The sequence below is a fragment of the Empedobacter sp. EJD.6dd genome (genome assembly GCF_057369435.1).
On the sequence record NZ_CM170667.1, the window covers coordinates 1,563,472 to 1,580,535 of the forward strand.

A 17,064-nucleotide genomic window follows, 5' to 3' on the forward strand; every position below is an offset into this window, starting at 1 on the left:
TTAATTAAAAAAACGTATGTTTTACTATCGTTTTTATCGATGAGTTTGCTTGCTTTCTGCTTTTGCAAACCCATGTTAGACACTGATGAAGAAAGAGAAAAGTTAATCGTAAAAAATACACGAAACACATTAACTTACCTACATTACAAACCTGCTACAGTTGACGATAAATTTTCAGAAAATGTATTCAATAAATATTTAGAATATATAGATCCTAGTAAACGCTTTTTGTTGCAATCTGATTATGATTTATTCAAAAAAGATTACCACAATTTAGATGATTATTACAAAAATGAGAATTTAAATTTTTACAATTCTACTGCAGATACAATTTACAAACGTATTGCTGAAGCTGAAAAATATTCGATGGACGCCTTATCGAAACCTTTTGATTTTAATCAAAAAGAGAATTTCAACATCGATTATAAAACATCTAAATATGCAAAAGATAAAAACGAAGCAAAAGATTTGTGGCGTAAATATCTTAAATATAACGTAATGTTAGAAATCATTTCTATGCAAGATGATTTAAAAGGTGAAAAGAAAGATACTTTAAGTAATTCTACTTCGTTGAAAGAAACTAAAGATCCTTTAGCTGATAAAGACAAAAAGAAAATCACAAAAGATACACCTTTTGCAGAAGTAGAAAAGATGGCACGCGAAGAAGTAAAAGACTTAATTTCTGACTATTTCCGTCGCATAAAACAAACGAAGCGTGAAAATTATTTCTCAATTTACATGAATTCGTTTACAGAACAATACGACCCGCACACAACATATTTCTCTCCAACAAGTAAAGAAGATTTCGAGTTTGAAATGTCTGGACAAATGGAAGGGATTGGAGCTAAGATTCAAGATAAAAAAGGATACGCAACAATTGCCGAACTTATCGTTGGAGGTCCAGCATGGAAAAGCGGTAAATTAGAAGTTGGAGACCAAATTATTAAAGTTGCTCAAGGGAAAAATGGCGAGCCTAAAAACATTGTTGGAATGCTTTTAAGCGATGCTATTCGTCTGATAAAAGGTAAAAAAGGAACAGAAGTAGTCTTAACAATCAAGAAAAAAGACGGTTCTCAACAACAAATCTCTTTGATTCGTGAAGTAATTGAATATGATGAAGTATTTGCTCGTTCGTCTGTAATTACTGACGACAAAGGGGATAAATTTGGAATCATCTATTTACCTGAGTTCTATACACCGATGGGTAAAGAAGGTGGTCGTTACCCTTCTGATGATATCAAGAAAGAAATTGAAATCTTGAAAAAAGAAAATATCAAAGGTCTTATTTTCGATGTTCGTAACAATGGTGGTGGTTCATTAGAAGAGGTGGTTAAAATCTCTGGATTATTCATCAAAGAAGGACCAATTGTACAAGTTAGACGTAGTGACGGAATGCTTAAAATTCACGAAGACAAAGATAATTCTATCTCATACGACGGACCTTTAGTGGTAATGGTTAACGAACTTTCTGCTTCTGCATCGGAGATTTTTGCTGCAGCAATGCAAGACTATGGACGTGCAGTTATCGTGGGTTCTCCACAAACGTTTGGTAAAGGTACTGTACAAACTATCTTACCTTTAGATCGTCAGTCGGGAAGTGATGAGTATGGAGCTGTTAAGTTAACGATACAAAAATTCTACCGAGTTAACGGAGGGTCAACACAATTGAAAGGAGTTCAGTCAGATGTTTCATTAGTTGATCAGTATACTTACGAAGACATCAGCGAAGCTTCTCGTCCAGAAGCATTGAACTGGGATCAAATTAAACCATTGGTTATTGCAAAATGGCCTTCATCTTTCGATTTAGCAAAAGTAAAAGCGAACAGTAAAGCTCGTTTAGAAAATAATGAACACTTGAAATTAATGAACGAAAGTTTCAAGTTCATTAAATCAATGGAAGAGGTGAAAGAGATTCCTTTGAACTTGGTTGACTATAAAGCGTACCGTAAAACGCGCGAAGATAAAATAAAGAAATTCGAAGTTTTAGATAAGTACAAAAACAACTTCAAGTTTACAATGAATCAAAACGACTTGGCAACTACTAAGACTGATACTGTCTTAAAAGCTAAACGTAACAATTGGTTCAAAGGAATGCAAAGAGACTTTTATTTAAACGAAGCGGTTAACGTTTTAAGAGACATAAAATAATGAAGCAAGAAAACGGTTCATTTTCTCAAATCGTATTCAATAAATTAAGAAAGAACACCCTTGGTGTTCTTTCTTTTGGTGTAATAGTATTGGCTGCAATCATTTCTATCTTTGCTTATGTCTTTGCGTCGGACAAAACAGAAAACGCTAACAGACAAGACCTAACCATTGCATATGCACCTATAGGTTATCAGCAAAAAACAATCGAAATTCCCTTACCAAATTACACAGGAGAAACGAGTTTTGCTGATTATATCTTCGGGAAAGAGATTGATTCGGAACAAATAAGTATTACCTCTTACACCAACAATGGTAAAACTATTACCTATGTTCCTTATTTAGGAAACGGACTAAGTGGCGAACCAATCAAGGTAGATGTATCAACTTGGACTAAGCACAACATCAAACCTCAAGATATAGAGAAAGAATTTATCTATACAAAAACATATCTTCTTGGTACAGATTCTTATGGAAGAGACTTTTATTCGAGATTAATTATCGGGACAAGAATTTCTTTTCTTATCGGGTTTATCGCTGTATTTATCTCATTACTTGTAGGTGTTACCATGGGCGCTATCGCAGGTTATTACAAGGGACGAGTAGACGACTTTATAATGTGGTTGATAAACGTAGTATGGTCTATCCCAACATTACTATTGGTAATTGCTATTACATTAGCTATTGGCAAAGGATTTTGGCAAATATTTATTGCCGTTGGTCTTACGATGTGGGTAGAAGTTGCACGTGTTGTCCGCGGACAATTCTTATCCTATAGAGAAAAAGAATTTGTGGAAGCAGCAAAAGCATTAGGTTTTTCAGATTCAAGAATTATCTTCAATCAAATATTACCTAACGTCGTTGCACCTGTTATTGTGATATCAGCAGCTAACTTTGCCTCGGCAATTTTAGTAGAAAGTGGTTTGAGCTTCCTTGGAATTGGCGCACAACCTCCTACTCCGTCTTGGGGAAATATCATCAAAGAACATTACAATCATATCATTCTTGGTAAACAACATTTAGCAGTTCTACCAGGTTTAGCCATTATGTTTTTAGTTCTTGGATTTAATATCTTTGGTAATGTTTTGCGAGATATTATGGATATTAAGCAATAAAAATCTTATAAAGTTTTAAAATTTTTATATTAAACCACATAGAAACATAGGTATATTAAATAGTTTTCATAAGCTATGTTTCTATGTTGTTTGATTAATATAAAATAAGATTATATATTCTCTTTATAAAAACATCGAGACATTTTCTATAAAACGTCGAGTGATTTTAAGTAAAACGTCGAGTGATTTTAATCAAAATCACTCGACGTTTTTTTAGACCTATCTCAATAGATGTTTATAAAAGGTTTTTAGGACTTCTTTTTTTCATACTTTAAGGTTGCTAAAGTTTCTCGTAAATCTAAACCAGGTCTAAAAAGAATTTTAGCACCTTTTATCAAATTAGCAGTTACTTTTTGCTGTGTATCTACACCTTCGCTACTAATACTTATCTGAAAAGAACCAAAGTCTCCTAACCTTACAATTTTACCATCAGATAAATGCCTCGATAACATTTTTGCTAAATCTATTAAAGTAGCATACACATCACTCTCACTAACAGAAGAGGTTTGTGCAATTTCTTTGCTTAGTCTACGAAGAGAAACTTCGCCATCGGCAACAGAACTTGCATAAAACTTTTTAGGCGCTGAAGCATCTCCAGGATTGCCTTTTTCAATAACGTTGTATTTTACTGACATAATTAAAAGTGTTTATAGATTAATAGTTAATTAACTCTAAATTAATACTTTATATTTAATTAACAAAATAAACTTATTGATTATCAGTTTAATACAAATTAAACCATACACAAAAAAAGCTTCCTTTATAAGGGAAGCTTAGTTTTTATCTTGAAACTTTAGTGGTAAGTTTTGCAGTATCTTTTGGATGAAGTGTCTGCTGATGCAACCTCATCGAATCTTTTGACGGAACTTTTATTGGATAAGTATCCATTAGTCCTGCTAATCTAAACGCACTATAAATATTTCTGTTCTGTTTATTTCCTAATGCAATTACCGTAAATTGATTGTTAACATCGTGTACAAAAACCGTATTGTTCCCATGCCACCAACCATTGTGATATAATAATTTTTTACCATTATCATATTCTAACAAGCGCATTCCAAGCCCATAGTTTTTGAAACCTTTTTGCTCGTAACTATATCCTTTAAAAGCTTCTTGCTTAATCTTCTTAGGTAAGAAATCATCCGAATACATGGCAACATCTAATTTATACAAATCTCTTGGTGTAGAATAGATGTTTTTGTCTCCATATGTACGGTCAAAATCGTCCCAAGCCCACTCGTAACCATTGTATTTGTAACTACGAGCTACTGTATCTTTATCGCGATCATAGTCAAAAACAAAGGTGTGCTTCATCTCAAGAGGGTCAAAAACCATGTATTTCATCGCTTTTGGATAAGGCATTTTCATAATCTTTTCGATAACCAAAGCAAGAAAAGCAAAGTTGGTATTCGAATAATAAAAACCTTTGTCTGCAGGACGAATTTGTTTAACGTCGTGTTCTCTAAAAATATCCAACACATCTTGATTAGAGATTGGTTTCTCACGATCCATCATCACCTTCTTACCATTCCACAAAACGTTGGCATAATTTGGTAAACCACTGCGGTGATTTAGCAAATTACGAACCGTAATGTCGTCGTAAGGAAAACCTTCTAATATTGTATTAACCTTTTGATCTAATTTAATTTTACCTTTCTCGACCAGCTTAAGAATAGCCATCGACGTGAAAACTTTCGAGATAGATGCAATGTGAATAGGTGTTTCGGCAGTTATTGGACGCTTATGTCTTTCGTCTGCCATTCCTTGATATTCCTCTAAAAGTATTTGTCCATTCTTTACAACCAATAGTCCTCCACTCACTTTTCCATCAACCCAAAAGTCTTTGTAAAAGGTATTTACTTTGTTTCGGTAATCATTTAACTCTGCTTCTGTATACTTCATTGGTTTGAAATCTGCTTTCCAATCCAACGAATCGTAACGCAAAGCGTGCGGATCTTTCTTTCTAAGTTCTTCTTTTTGTTCGTTTTTCTTGCTACAGCTTCCCATAAACAGCATTGCAGAAGCAAGAACAACCGCTACATATTTCATGTGTTTTTTCTTAATCTATTTGTTTGTTTCTACTAAAGTATATATTTATTTGTGGAATAGTTACCCGTTTAGAAACATTAAGTTTTTTTTATGATTTGTGCGAAAGTTGAGACTTAAATTCTCCTAAGATGACACTTGTTGCAACAGCTACATTAAGACTTTCGGTAGAACCATTTTTCCCAAAGAACGGAATGCTTAATTTATTTGTAGTCAACTCCTCGATCTCTTTCGAAATTCCATTTGCTTCATTACCCATCACCAAAATACCTTCTTGTGGAAGTGTTTGTTCATAAATAGATTCACCTTCCATAAAAGTTCCGAAAATGTTCCCTTTATATTCCGACAAATACTTTTCCAAATCGATGTAATGAACTTTCACTCGTGTAAAAGATCCCATTGTCGACATCACAACCTTCGGGTTATACATATCTACAGATTCTTTGGTACAAAGAATATCTTCTACACCAAACCAATCTGCCAAGCGGATAATTGTCCCTAAATTACCTGGATCGCGAATATCATCCAACGCAATAGATAAACCATTTAACTTGATATTTTCGTCGTAATTTGGTAACTCGCAAAGTGCTAAACCGATATTTGGAGTTGTTAAGAAACTGATTTTTTTCAAATCTTTTTCTTCTATAAATGTCTTTTTGATGTGTGTAGCTTCAGGCCAAAAATCCTCAGTTATAAATAATTCTTTAATATTTATAGAACTTTTTATAACTTCCCCAATATTTTTAACACCTTCTACGACAAACAAATTATATTTTTGTCTATATTTTTTAGAACCCAGAGAAGTTATTATCTTAATAACGTTATTTGATAACATATTTATGCAAAAAAAAATTACAACAAATATAACACTTATCTCTTGTTTAGGATTACTTTTTTATAGCTGTAGTACAACTAAGAAAGTTCCTGAAGGAGAATATTTGTTCGTAAAAAACAAATTTGTCTACGATAAAGAAGATCCTGACATCAAGAAAAAGAAATCGATAATCAACAAAGATTTAAGTGATTATGTAAAACAAAAGCCAGCAGGAAAATTCTTAGGATTTTTTCCACTTTGGCAATGGGTTTACAATTGGTCGCCTGCGAAATTTGATGAAACTTTTCAGGAATATTATCGACAAGACGCCTCTCAACGTAACCAAAAGTTATTGGATAGTTTACTCACTAAAAATAATTTGAGCCAATATGTAGGGCAAAGTTTATGGAAAGAACGCTTGTATTATAGCCAAGGTGAAGCGCCAGTTTTGTTAGACGAGCAACAATCGGAGTTTTCTGCAAAAAACTTAAACCGATTATTTCACGATAAAGGTTATTTCGATTCGAAAGTCGCTGTTTCTTATGATAAAGATTCGGTTGCAAAAAAAGCGGAAACCATTTATGACATCAAATTAGGAGAGCCTTCTTACATCGAAACTTTTTCTCAAAAAATTTCTGATGCGAAAATTGAAGAATATTTAAATTCTCCATTAGGTCAACAAACTGTTTTACATGCCGGAGATCAATATAATTTTGACAAATTCGAAGAAGAACGCGATCGAATTATTGATTTATTGAAGAATAGAGGTTACTATGATTTTAATGATTCGGGCGAAGATTTATACTTTGAAGCTGATACATTAAAGAGTAACAAACGTCTTGATATCACTATGTTTATAGATAAATATAGTCAAGATTCTCTAAAAATTGATAGTATTACTCCATTTACACAATATCGTTTTGGAAAGATAAATATCTATGCTGACTCACGTAGTATGGTAGACGACGAAAGTCAATTAATCAAAAAAGAATACAAAGATTACAACGTCTTTTATACAAAACAACCAGAATATAGACCTCGATATTTTACAGATGCTTTTGTAATTCGACCTGGACAATTATATCGTCAGCGTCAAGAAATTCAAACAAAACGAAATATTTTTAAGAAAGAGAATATTAATTTACATGGATTTAGAGTAACGAAACAAGATTCTATTCTAAATGTTGATGTGTTTTTTACACCTAAAAAGAAATATGACTTAAATTTATTTGTCGAAAGTTATGCTTCTCGATATATGAATTTTGCAATTTCTCCTGGGATGACTTTAACTTCGAGAAATTTATTTGGAGGAGGAGAAAATTTAGAAACAACATTAAAAGGAACTTTAGGTTCGGTGAACAAAGATTTCTCAATGAATAAAGCTTTCTTGAATGCTTACGAAATTGCTATTGAAACTAAATTGAAATTTCCTTATTTATTAACACCAGTTAATCTTGATAATATTTTACCTAAACGTTTCTCTGCTGAATCTGCTATTCGAATGAATGCAAGTACACAGAAAAATGTTGGTTTAGACAAAACAACTTATGGTTTTGGTTTTGATATGGATATTTCAAGTTCAGAATTTCAACACAAAGTTTCTTTATTTAATACAGAATTTATTAGCAATCGTAAAAAAGATCGATACTATGAAGTTTTTACAAGAGATAATACTACAAAAAATGAAGTAAAAGCCTTATATTATGCCTATAATCCAAATGCACCTGTTTATTTAACAGATGATGAGTTAACCGATGCAATTGAGTCTGACAAAGGGTTTCAGAGTTCGCTTACAGGTGAAGATGCGAGATTATATGTTGATTTTGAGAATATGTTGTATAGAAAAGCAAACATTTCTCAAAATGTCTTAATTAATTCATTTATTTATCAATTCACGTATAATCAAGAAAATGCATTTCGTCCAAAAAGCAACCCATGGTTTATACAAGCCAGAATTGAATTAGCTGGAAATTTACTTAGAGGTTTAGACAAAGCATTCGGTTTTAATAAAGCCGAACCTGATAGAGAAGGACATCAAGCTGGTTTAATTTTTGGAATTCCATATTCACAATTTGTAAAATTTGATCTAGATATACGTCGAAAATTCAAAATGAACTCCAACTCTAGTATTGCAGGTCGTTTTTTATTTGGAATTATTCAGCCATATGGCAATTCTGATACAGCACCGTTCGTTAGAAGTTATTCTGCTGGTGGGGCAAACGATGTCCGTGGTTGGGCACCATTAACATTAGGACCAGGAAGTAAACCTCGCATCAATTCTAAAAATCAAAGTTTAGAATTTGAAAGTATGAAATTATTATTCAATGCTGAATATCGTTTCAATCTTTTTGGAAGTTTAGAAGGAGCTTATTTTATTGATGCTGGTAATATTTGGGGTGTAAACAAAGATCGTCAAGAAACTTTATTCAAATTCAAAGATTTTTATAAAGAATTTGGAATTGGCTCTGGAGTTGGTTTCCGTTATCACATTGGTACGTTTGCAATTGTAAGATTTGATTTAGGTTACAAAATTTATGACCCTTCTTATGAATTAGGTGATCGTTGGCAATTTGATAATTTTAATTTATTGAAACCAAGATTACACTTCGGAATTAATTATCCTTTCTAAAAAAACATCTATATTTGTTTCACAAAATTCTAACATAATGAGCAGAAAATTTCCAGCCGGTGTTGCAACCGGTTCATTAGTTCAAGACATTATCAATGATGCAAAAGCTAATCACTACGCTTTACCAGCGTGTAATGTCATCGGTTCAGATACAATTAACGCAGCAATGGAAGCTGCAGTTGAAGTTAACTCTCCTATTATTATTCAATTTTCTAATGGAGGAGCTTCTTTTAATGCTGGAAAAGGATTAAAAGGTGATAATCAACTTTCTGCTATCAAAGGAGCAATTGCTGGTGCAAAACATATTCATACTTTAGCAGAATCTTATGGTGCTACTGTAATTTTACATACTGACCACTGTGCAAAAAAATTATTACCTTGGATAGATGGTATTATGGATGCTAACGAAGAACACTTCAATAAATTCGGAAAGACTTTATTTAGTTCTCACATGTTAGACTTGTCTGAAGAACCATTAGAAGAAAACGTAGAAACGTGCAAAAGATACTTAGAAAGAATGTCTAAAGTTGGAATGACTTTGGAGATGGAATTAGGTATCACAGGAGGTGAAGAAGATGGTGTTGACAATTCTAATGTTGACAACTCTCTATTATACACACAACCAGAAGAAGTAGCATACGTTTACGAAAACTTAAAATCAGTTTCTGACAATTTCTGGATTGCAGCTGCATTTGGTAATGTGCATGGTGTTTACAAACCAGGAAATGTTGTTTTAACACCAAAAATTTTAGATAATTCACAAAAATACATCAACGAAAAATATGGTGTAGACAATGCTGTAAATTTTGTATTCCACGGAGGTTCTGGTTCTACTTTAGAAGAAATCAGAGAAGCAATTGGATATGGTGTTATCAAAATGAATATTGATACAGATTTACAATATGCATTTATGGAAGGAATTCGTAAATATTTTGACGAAAATGCAGCTTATTTGCAAGGACAAATTGGTAACCCAGAAGGTCCAGAATCCCCTAACAAAAAATATTATGATCCACGTGTGTGGTTAAGAGCTGGAGAAGTTACTTTCAAAGATCGATTAATCCAATCTTTCCACGATTTAAATAATGTTAATACTTTAGGATAATCTTTAATTAAGATTTTTCTATTCAAATAAAAACAGAGAATATGCCTTGGTTTATTAGAAGCAAGAAAAATATTACAACGCCTACAGAGTCAAAAAAAGACGTCAAAAAAGGCTTATGGTATAAAACACCATCAGGAAAAATTATTGAAACTGAAGAGCTAAAAGCAAATGCGTATGTAAGTCCAGAAGACGATCATCACGTACAAATTGGTTCTCAGGAATACTTTGAAATCTTATTTGACGAAGGAAAATTCACAGAATTAGATACAAAAGTAGAAAGTAAAGATCCTTTGAACTGGACAGATACTAAACCTTATAAAGATCGTTTAAAAGAAATAAAAAAGAAAACGGGAATGACCGATTCTCTTCGTAATGCGACGGGAAAAATTCATGGACGTGACATTACAATTTCTTGTATGGATTTCAAATTCATTGGAGGTTCTTTAGGTTCTGTAATGGGAGAAAAAATTGCACGTGCAATTGACTACTCTATCAAACACAAAACTCCATTTGTAATTATTACGCAATCTGGTGGTGCACGTATGATGGAAGCTGCAATTTCGTTAATGCAATTAGCAAAAGTAGAAGCTAAATTAATTCAATTAGCAGATCATAACATTCCTTACATTACAGTCTTAACAAACCCATCTTTTGGAGGTATTACAGCTTCTTTTGGATCAATTGGTGATGTTATTATGGCCGAACCAGGTGCTTTAATTGGTTTCGCAGGTCCTCGTGTTATTAAGGAAACAATTGGTAGAGATTTACCAGAAGGATTCCAAACATCTGAGTTTTTATTAGAAAAAGGCTTCGTAGATATGATCGTTCATCGTAAAAAGATGAAAGATAAAATAAAAGAAGTAGCTGATATGTTAATGCCTATCAACTAATTAATAGAAGTGCAAATATATTTTTGAAATTTTATTCAAATTTCATTTGGATTATTAGAAATTGATTTTATATATTTGCACTCCAATCGCGAGAATAGCTCAGCTGGTAGAGCGCAACCTTGCCAAGGTTGAGGTCGCGGGTTCGAGCCCCGTTTCCCGCTCTTTGAAATAATATTAAGATTCAAAAATCAAATTTTGCCTTGGTGGTGGAATTGGTAGACACGCAGGACTTAAAATCCTGTGTCCATTAGGACGTGCGGGTTCAAGTCCCGCCTGAGGTACTTTTTATTTGATTTTTGCAATTTACACGCGGGAATAGCTCAATTGGTAGAGCGTCAGCCTTCCAAGCTGAATGTTGCGGGTTCGAGTCCCGTTTCCCGCTCTAACTTCTTTCTTAGAAGTGGATGCCTTGGTGGTGGAATTGGTAGACACGCAGGACTTAAAATCCTGTGTCCATTAGGACGTGCGGGTTCAAGTCCCGCCTGAGGTACAACAAAGCTCAAGAATTTATTTCTTGGGCTTTTTTTATGCTTTAAATAATTATATCTTTATCATCTAAATAAAGTACGTTTTTATCACATGATTCAACAGTCATTTCTAAGAAAAACTCTCTTTACTCTTACCTTTTTACCTTTATTTTCTTATAGTCAAGAAACTAAAAGCTCTGACGAATTATTTCAGGAAGCTCGACACAAAGCTTTCGAAGAAAAAGATTATACATCTGCTAAAAAACTTGCATTGCAAGCATTAGATCAATCGCCAGAATATACTGATATTGCTGTATTCTTGGGAAGAATTTATACATGGAATAACGAAGAAGATGAAGCCAGAAAAATTTTTCAGAATGTAGAAAAAAATATGGATCCTTCAACTGATTTCTATTTAGCTTATACTTCGCTTGAATATTGGGAAGAAAATTACTCCGAAGCTGTTTCTATTATTGATCGTGGATTAGTTAAATATCCTAAGAATGAAGAATTGCTATTGTTAAAAGCCAAAATTCAAAATTCGGCAGATGAATATAGTGATGCATCAAAAACGATTAAAGAATTATTAACGATTAATCCTAAAAATACTGAAGCACGCGAATTAGCAAATCGTATCGAAATCAACAATACAAAAAATGCAATTGGTGTAAATTATAATTACTCGCATTTTGATAAACAATTTGCTGATGATTGGCATCAAGTTTCGGTAAGTTACAAACGTCAAACATCTTTGGGATCATTGATTTTTAAACTTAATTACGCAAATAAATTTAGAGATAACGGAGTTCAGTATGAAATTGAAGCTTATCCAAGACTTTCTAAAACGTTTTATATGTACATTGGTGGTGGATATTCAGATAACGATGGAATCTTCCCTAAATACCGTACAGGAGCTTCTCTTTATGCGAATTTACCAAAAAGTTTTGAAGGTGAATTAGGTTATCGACAACTTCATTTTTCTGACGATGTTTGGATGTTCACTGGATCTATTGGGAAGTATTATAAAAATTATTGGTTTAATTTAAGAGCATTTGTTACGCCAAGCAATAATAACATTTCGCATTCGTATACATTTACAACACGCTATTATACTGGGGATGCTAATAATTATTTAAGTTTAGCAGTAGGAACAGGAATTTCACCAGAAGATTTTAATAATAATCTTTTAGAGGATACTACTTACAAATTGAAGTCCTTTAAAATTGGAGCAGATTATAATTTTTCGATTAATGAATTGAATTTAATTTCAATTGGTGCAAATTATTATAATCAAGAATATCGTCCTAATGAAAAAGGAAATCAGTTTGATGTAAGCGTTTCGTATAACAGAAAGTTCTAATATATATATTTATTAAATAACGAATCAGGAACCATTTTTTGAGTATTTTTCAACGAATGGTTTTTTGTTTTAAATGATTTTAATCGATTCTTCAATTCAATTTCCATCTTCGAATTCTGCTCGATATCTTCGGTTAAATTTTTCTCAATGCGATATAATTTTCCACCCGATAAATGATAGTTCTGGAAAACATAATCATCCAAAATATTTTTATTTTGCATCAACGGAATTCCTTGTTTTCTATAATTCGCTTTTCCATTTTCTAGATTTTGCCCCATCCAAGTTACATAATTAGGTAATTTCATTTTATACGAATCTCTAAAATAGGTCGTAAACGTTGGCGCAATATCAAAATGCGACACACTATTTGACATCTTTTTCGGTGCTTTTAATAACGGAGAATAAACAATAATTGGTACATGAAAACGATCTATTTTGGTTTCCATTGGCACTTCTGGCATTCGATGATCTCCTGTTATCACAAAAATTGTTTGATTAAAATCTGAACGTTTTTGATAAACCTCAAAAAAGTTTTTCAACGCATCATCAACACTCAAAAATGTCACCAATTGCTGTTTATATTTTTTGATTGTAGCTAAAGTGATTGCATCATAATTTCTTGTTTTAATCAACGATTCAAATTGCGTATTATATTTCTCTACATTATTTATCAAAAATGGACTATGCGTCGCTAATGTCATCAACACATTAAAATATGGTTGATTATTTTCTTTCTGTTCAGTCAAATATTTTTTGAAAACCGAATGATCATCATAGCCCCATGTAAAACCATTATTCGAAGGAATTTTAGCGAAATCATTTCCATAATTATCTTCGTCAATTATCTTTTCTACACGCGAATAATCTAAGTATTTTGACATAAAATCAAAATCTGCATTTCCCCCATAAAAATAACCTGTTTTATACCCTTGACTTTTCAATAAATTATACAAATTGAAATGTTGCGGTAACGTACTTTGTTCCATAAAACCATTTTCTGCAAATGGTAAAGATCCTGTCAAAGCCGGTAAAACACCATATGTTCTACCTGTCGTACTCAAACCATTTTCCCAATACAAACTCTTCTTTGATAATTGATCAATATATGGAGTAAACGAGCCTAAAAAAGCTCCATCGTTACTAAAAGCTCGTCCCAAACCTTCGATAACAATAAAAACAACATTTGGTTTACCTTGAATTAAATTGAATTGATTTGCAAAAAAGTCTTGGTTATCATCTTGATATAAAAATGGATAATTTGCCTGATCAGGATAATGTCGCTGATCTCCATTAGTTGAATTAGAGCTTGAATTTAAAAAATCAATTTCTGCTATTTTTTCTTCAGCATATTGTTCAAGAGAATTGGAAAAAAAGTAAGAAGATTTACTCTGCACTAAGTTCGAAGAAAATTCATCAATTTGTGTATTTTTCAAATAAAGATTAATCGGAATAATAATTGCTAAAAGACTTAGAACAATCAACGGGAATTGTAATAACTTTTGATTAATTTTCAATCTATAACTATAAATAAATATGGTTACTAAAATTGCAATTGCAAGAATTGATACAATAATATTTGTTGGATTTATAACACCTGAAGCACCAACAATTAATTTTAATTCTTCAAAAGTATATGAGAATAAATCTGAACCTAATAAATTGAGTGTAGTTTCGAAGTATTTAATCAATAATATATTCGAGATAATCAAAAATGAATAAGCGAAAATAATCCACTTTTTTGCAAAACTTACTGAATAAAATTGCACTAAATAGTAAATAATACTTACTACAAAAATACTATCTAAAGCAAAATCAATGTTATGAGCAAACAAATCAAAAAACCACGTATAAGTTGAATGAGGTGTTAAATTTTGTTTATAAAAAGTAAACTCTAAAATTGTCGATAAACCGAAAAGAATAAAATAAATAAACGATATAAAAGTAGTTTGTTGAACCAAATTAACAAATCCTAATTTCATTGTTTGCCAAAGCGACAATTCATTCGTTTGATTTCCTCCAAAACCTTGTCGTGTCATTTCTCCCCACGAATTATTTTTGAGAAAGAAATCTTTTACGCCTTTCACACCTGCCATAACAACAAACGGATGAAATGTAAAGGGTTCTATAAACGCTGTGAAAAAAAGTTTTGGAATATCTCCTTTCTTGTGATAAACATTGTACGTCATCAAATCAATCAAAATCGCATAAATAGAATATAAAATTCCGTAAAGCAAAATAAATGCAAAAAGCAGGAAGAAAATATGCCAATTGATAAGACCTAAAAACATCAGAACAAAGAAAATAATCCAACCAATATATTCGATAATTGGTCCTAAAAACTCAAAGAAAAACCAATACGGATAACTCATCATTCCTAATTTTCCATATTTCGGATTGAAGAATAAAACACGATGTTTCCACAATGTTTCTATTGTTCCACGCATCCAACGATTACGTTGCTTGGTTAATATTTCTTTACTTTCTGGCACTTCTGTCCAACATAGCGGATCGGGAATATTTACCACTTTATATCGAAGTTTTTGCTCGTGCATATAACGACGCATACGCACCACCAATTCCATATCTTCTCCAACTGTATCATGATCATAACCGCCGCATTGAAGTACAATTTCACGATCAAAAGCACCAAAAGCACCCGAAATCAACATCAATCCATTTGCACGCGACCAAGCCATTCTTCCTAAAAGAAATGCTCTAATATATTCTAACGCTTGTGCTCTACCCAAACGAGTTTTAGGTAAATTAACATCAACAATTTTTCCATCAACAATTGTACAATTATTCGCCAAGCGAATCACACCTCCACATGCTATTACTTTAGCTTTTGCTTCGTCCATAAAAGGTTTAGCCAATTTTAGAATAGCATCTTGCTCTAAAATACAATCTACATCTATACAAACAATATAATCGTTTGTTGCAATATTGATTCCCACATTCAGCGCATCAGACTTTCCGCCATTCACTTTATCTACAATCACCAATTTCTTAAAAACTGGATTTGTACTTTTATAAATCGCATTGATTGGTTTCGTTTCTATATTTCCTTCTACAAAATAATCAATTTTAATCAAATCATACGCTTTAATCAATCGTTGCAACGAATCATCTTTGGAACCATCGTTCACAATAATAATCTCGAGCTGGTTGTAATACAACGACAACAAAGAACGCACATTTTCTACAATCGTTGCTCCTTCATTATATGCTGGCGCAATAAGGCTAAAACTTGGCGCATTAGCAGATGTTGCAATAAGCGAATAATCTGTAAAACTATTTTTTCGGATATATGATTTTATAGCTCCTTTTGCATAAAAACCAATCCATCCGTATACTAAAATTAAGAGGACTGAGTAAAAAAGAAAGCCATAAATAAAAAAATCGAAAGCCGTTTCTAGCCAATTCATGATTAGTTTTCTTGAATAATTTGATTAATAATTTGTTTTAATTCAGGAGAGGTTGATTGATTAGAAAGCATTAATAATTCATTCTTATCACAACAATTTATCAAAGCTTTTACACTTGCTTTTTTGACAGAAAATGAAGGATTTTCATTCGCTTGAGTAATTAAAAATGAAATATTTTCTGGATTTGATATTTTTTCTAATGCTTTTAAAATGATTATCTGAAACTTCTCATTACAATTTTCGTAATACTGAATCAGTAAAGTTGATGTAGAATCGTCTTCAATTCTCACCAAGGTTTTAATTGTTTCTTGAACTATTTTTTCTTCTAAAGAATCAAGATTTGCTGCAACCAATTCGTGCATTTGCAATAATTGAAATTTACGAATCAACTTCATTGCAAAAATTTTCACACTTTGATTAGCTGATTTTAGCCAATTCGAAATCATCAAATCAACCTCATCATTACTTGGTAAAATTGTAATCGCATCCAACAATTTTAACTGATGCCAATCTGTTAATTGTTCTTCTAAATGATCTAAAAAATATAGACCTTCAAATCCAGAAAACTTTACCAAACCATATTGTGCTTCTGTGCGAACCAAATCGTTTTTATGATGAAGTAAACTTTTTATTTTTGGTAAAGTTTCATCACAATTCATTGCCGTAACTTCTTGAATTGCTTCGGCAATGTCGTAATCTTTTTTACTATTTAATTTTTGGAATGATATTTTTTTTAGTTGATAATGTTCGAACAAATTTCGAACACTTTCTTTCGAATTTCCAGAAAAATTATGTTCCGCTTTCAGTAGTTTTTTTATAAAATAATGTTTGAACGAAATCGATTTCAAATAACTTGTAAAATCATGATTCAAATTTGGTTGATCCTCTAAAATCGATTCATATATTTCTTGATCAATGATTGCGTTCCACTTATTTTTCTTTGTAATGATTTTATACTCAATTATACTTGTTATTAATGTATAAATGATCGTCAAAAAAAGTAAAATAAGTAGAACATAAATTCCTACGATTAACTCCGTATATGTGACTATTTGTAGGATAATCATC

General features: G+C 32.1%; 11 protein-coding genes and 4 tRNA genes. 10 read left to right on the forward strand and 5 right to left on the reverse strand.

Going from position 1 to position 17,064, the window contains the following annotated elements; all coding sequences use genetic code 11:
• Positions 1-72 precede the first annotated feature (72 nt).
• Together AC2I98_RS07375 and AC2I98_RS07380 are read left to right on the forward strand one after the other, a co-directional pair.
• A complete protein-coding gene (locus AC2I98_RS07375; RefSeq protein ID WP_486413949.1) occupies positions 73-2,148 on the forward strand; it encodes a carboxy terminal-processing peptidase in 2,076 nt (691 codons plus the stop codon).
• Complete coding sequence (locus AC2I98_RS07380; protein WP_486413950.1) at positions 2,148-3,260, forward strand: ABC transporter permease; 1,113 nt, start codon at positions 2,148-2,150, stop codon at positions 3,258-3,260. Before AC2I98_RS07375 ends, AC2I98_RS07380 begins: the two co-directional genes overlap by 1 nt.
• A 248-nt stretch (positions 3,261-3,508) precedes the next feature.
• Here the strand turns inward: AC2I98_RS07380 and AC2I98_RS07385 are convergent, their stop codons facing one another.
• From AC2I98_RS07385 to AC2I98_RS07395, 3 genes are all read right to left on the reverse strand, one after another.
• Positions 3,509-3,895: an HU family DNA-binding protein gene (locus AC2I98_RS07385; RefSeq protein WP_486413951.1), complete on the reverse strand. Its 387-nt coding sequence runs from the start codon at positions 3,893-3,895 to the stop codon at positions 3,509-3,511.
• 145 nt (positions 3,896-4,040) lie between these two features.
• Positions 4,041-5,309 (reverse strand): serine hydrolase domain-containing protein, encoded by a 1,269-nt coding sequence (locus AC2I98_RS07390; protein WP_486413952.1) that lies wholly within the window; start codon positions 5,307-5,309, stop codon positions 4,041-4,043.
• Between the two features lie 88 nt (positions 5,310-5,397).
• On the reverse strand, positions 5,398-6,141 hold the full coding sequence (locus tag AC2I98_RS07395; protein WP_486413953.1) for a TrmH family RNA methyltransferase: 744 nt from the start codon (positions 6,139-6,141) through the stop codon (positions 5,398-5,400).
• A 4-nt stretch (positions 6,142-6,145) separates the two neighbouring features.
• Between AC2I98_RS07395 and tamL the strand changes: the two genes are divergently transcribed.
• The 8 genes from tamL (at position 6,146) to AC2I98_RS07435 (ending at position 12,571) form a co-directional block, all read left to right on the forward strand.
• Complete coding sequence (gene tamL, locus AC2I98_RS07400; RefSeq protein WP_486413954.1) at positions 6,146-8,749, forward strand: translocation and assembly module lipoprotein TamL; 2,604 nt, start codon at positions 6,146-6,148, stop codon at positions 8,747-8,749.
• Between the two features lie 37 nt (positions 8,750-8,786).
• On the forward strand, positions 8,787-9,854 hold the full coding sequence (fbaA, locus tag AC2I98_RS07405; RefSeq protein WP_486413955.1) for a class II fructose-bisphosphate aldolase: 1,068 nt from the start codon (positions 8,787-8,789) through the stop codon (positions 9,852-9,854).
• A 41-nt stretch (positions 9,855-9,895) separates the two neighbouring features.
• Entirely contained in the window at positions 9,896-10,744 is an 849-nt protein-coding gene (gene accD, locus AC2I98_RS07410) for an acetyl-CoA carboxylase, carboxyltransferase subunit beta (protein ID WP_486413956.1), read from the forward strand.
• 88 nt (positions 10,745-10,832) lie between these two features.
• A tRNA-Gly gene (locus AC2I98_RS07415) sits at positions 10,833-10,905 on the forward strand.
• Positions 10,906-10,941: 36 nt separating this feature from the next.
• Positions 10,942-11,025, forward strand: a tRNA-Leu gene (locus AC2I98_RS07420).
• Between the two features lie 28 nt (positions 11,026-11,053).
• Positions 11,054-11,126: transfer RNA gene (locus AC2I98_RS07425), tRNA-Gly, on the forward strand.
• A gap of 24 nt (positions 11,127-11,150) precedes the next feature.
• Positions 11,151-11,234: transfer RNA gene (locus AC2I98_RS07430), tRNA-Leu, on the forward strand.
• Positions 11,235-11,323: 89 nt separating this feature from the next.
• On the forward strand, positions 11,324-12,571 hold the full coding sequence (locus AC2I98_RS07435; protein ID WP_486413957.1) for a YaiO family outer membrane beta-barrel protein: 1,248 nt from the start codon (positions 11,324-11,326) through the stop codon (positions 12,569-12,571).
• On the opposite strand, the gene AC2I98_RS07440 is transcribed toward AC2I98_RS07435, so the two are convergent.
• On the reverse strand, positions 12,568-15,996 hold the full coding sequence (locus AC2I98_RS07440) for a sulfatase-like hydrolase/transferase (protein WP_486413958.1): 3,429 nt from the start codon (positions 15,994-15,996) through the stop codon (positions 12,568-12,570). The two genes, AC2I98_RS07435 and AC2I98_RS07440, sit on opposite strands and share 4 nt — an antisense overlap.
• Before the next feature lie 2 nt (positions 15,997-15,998).
• Positions 15,999-17,063, reverse strand: a complete 1,065-nt coding sequence (locus AC2I98_RS07445) for a HEAT repeat domain-containing protein (protein WP_486413959.1) — start codon at positions 17,061-17,063, stop codon at positions 15,999-16,001.
• Position 17,064 lies beyond the last annotated feature (1 nt).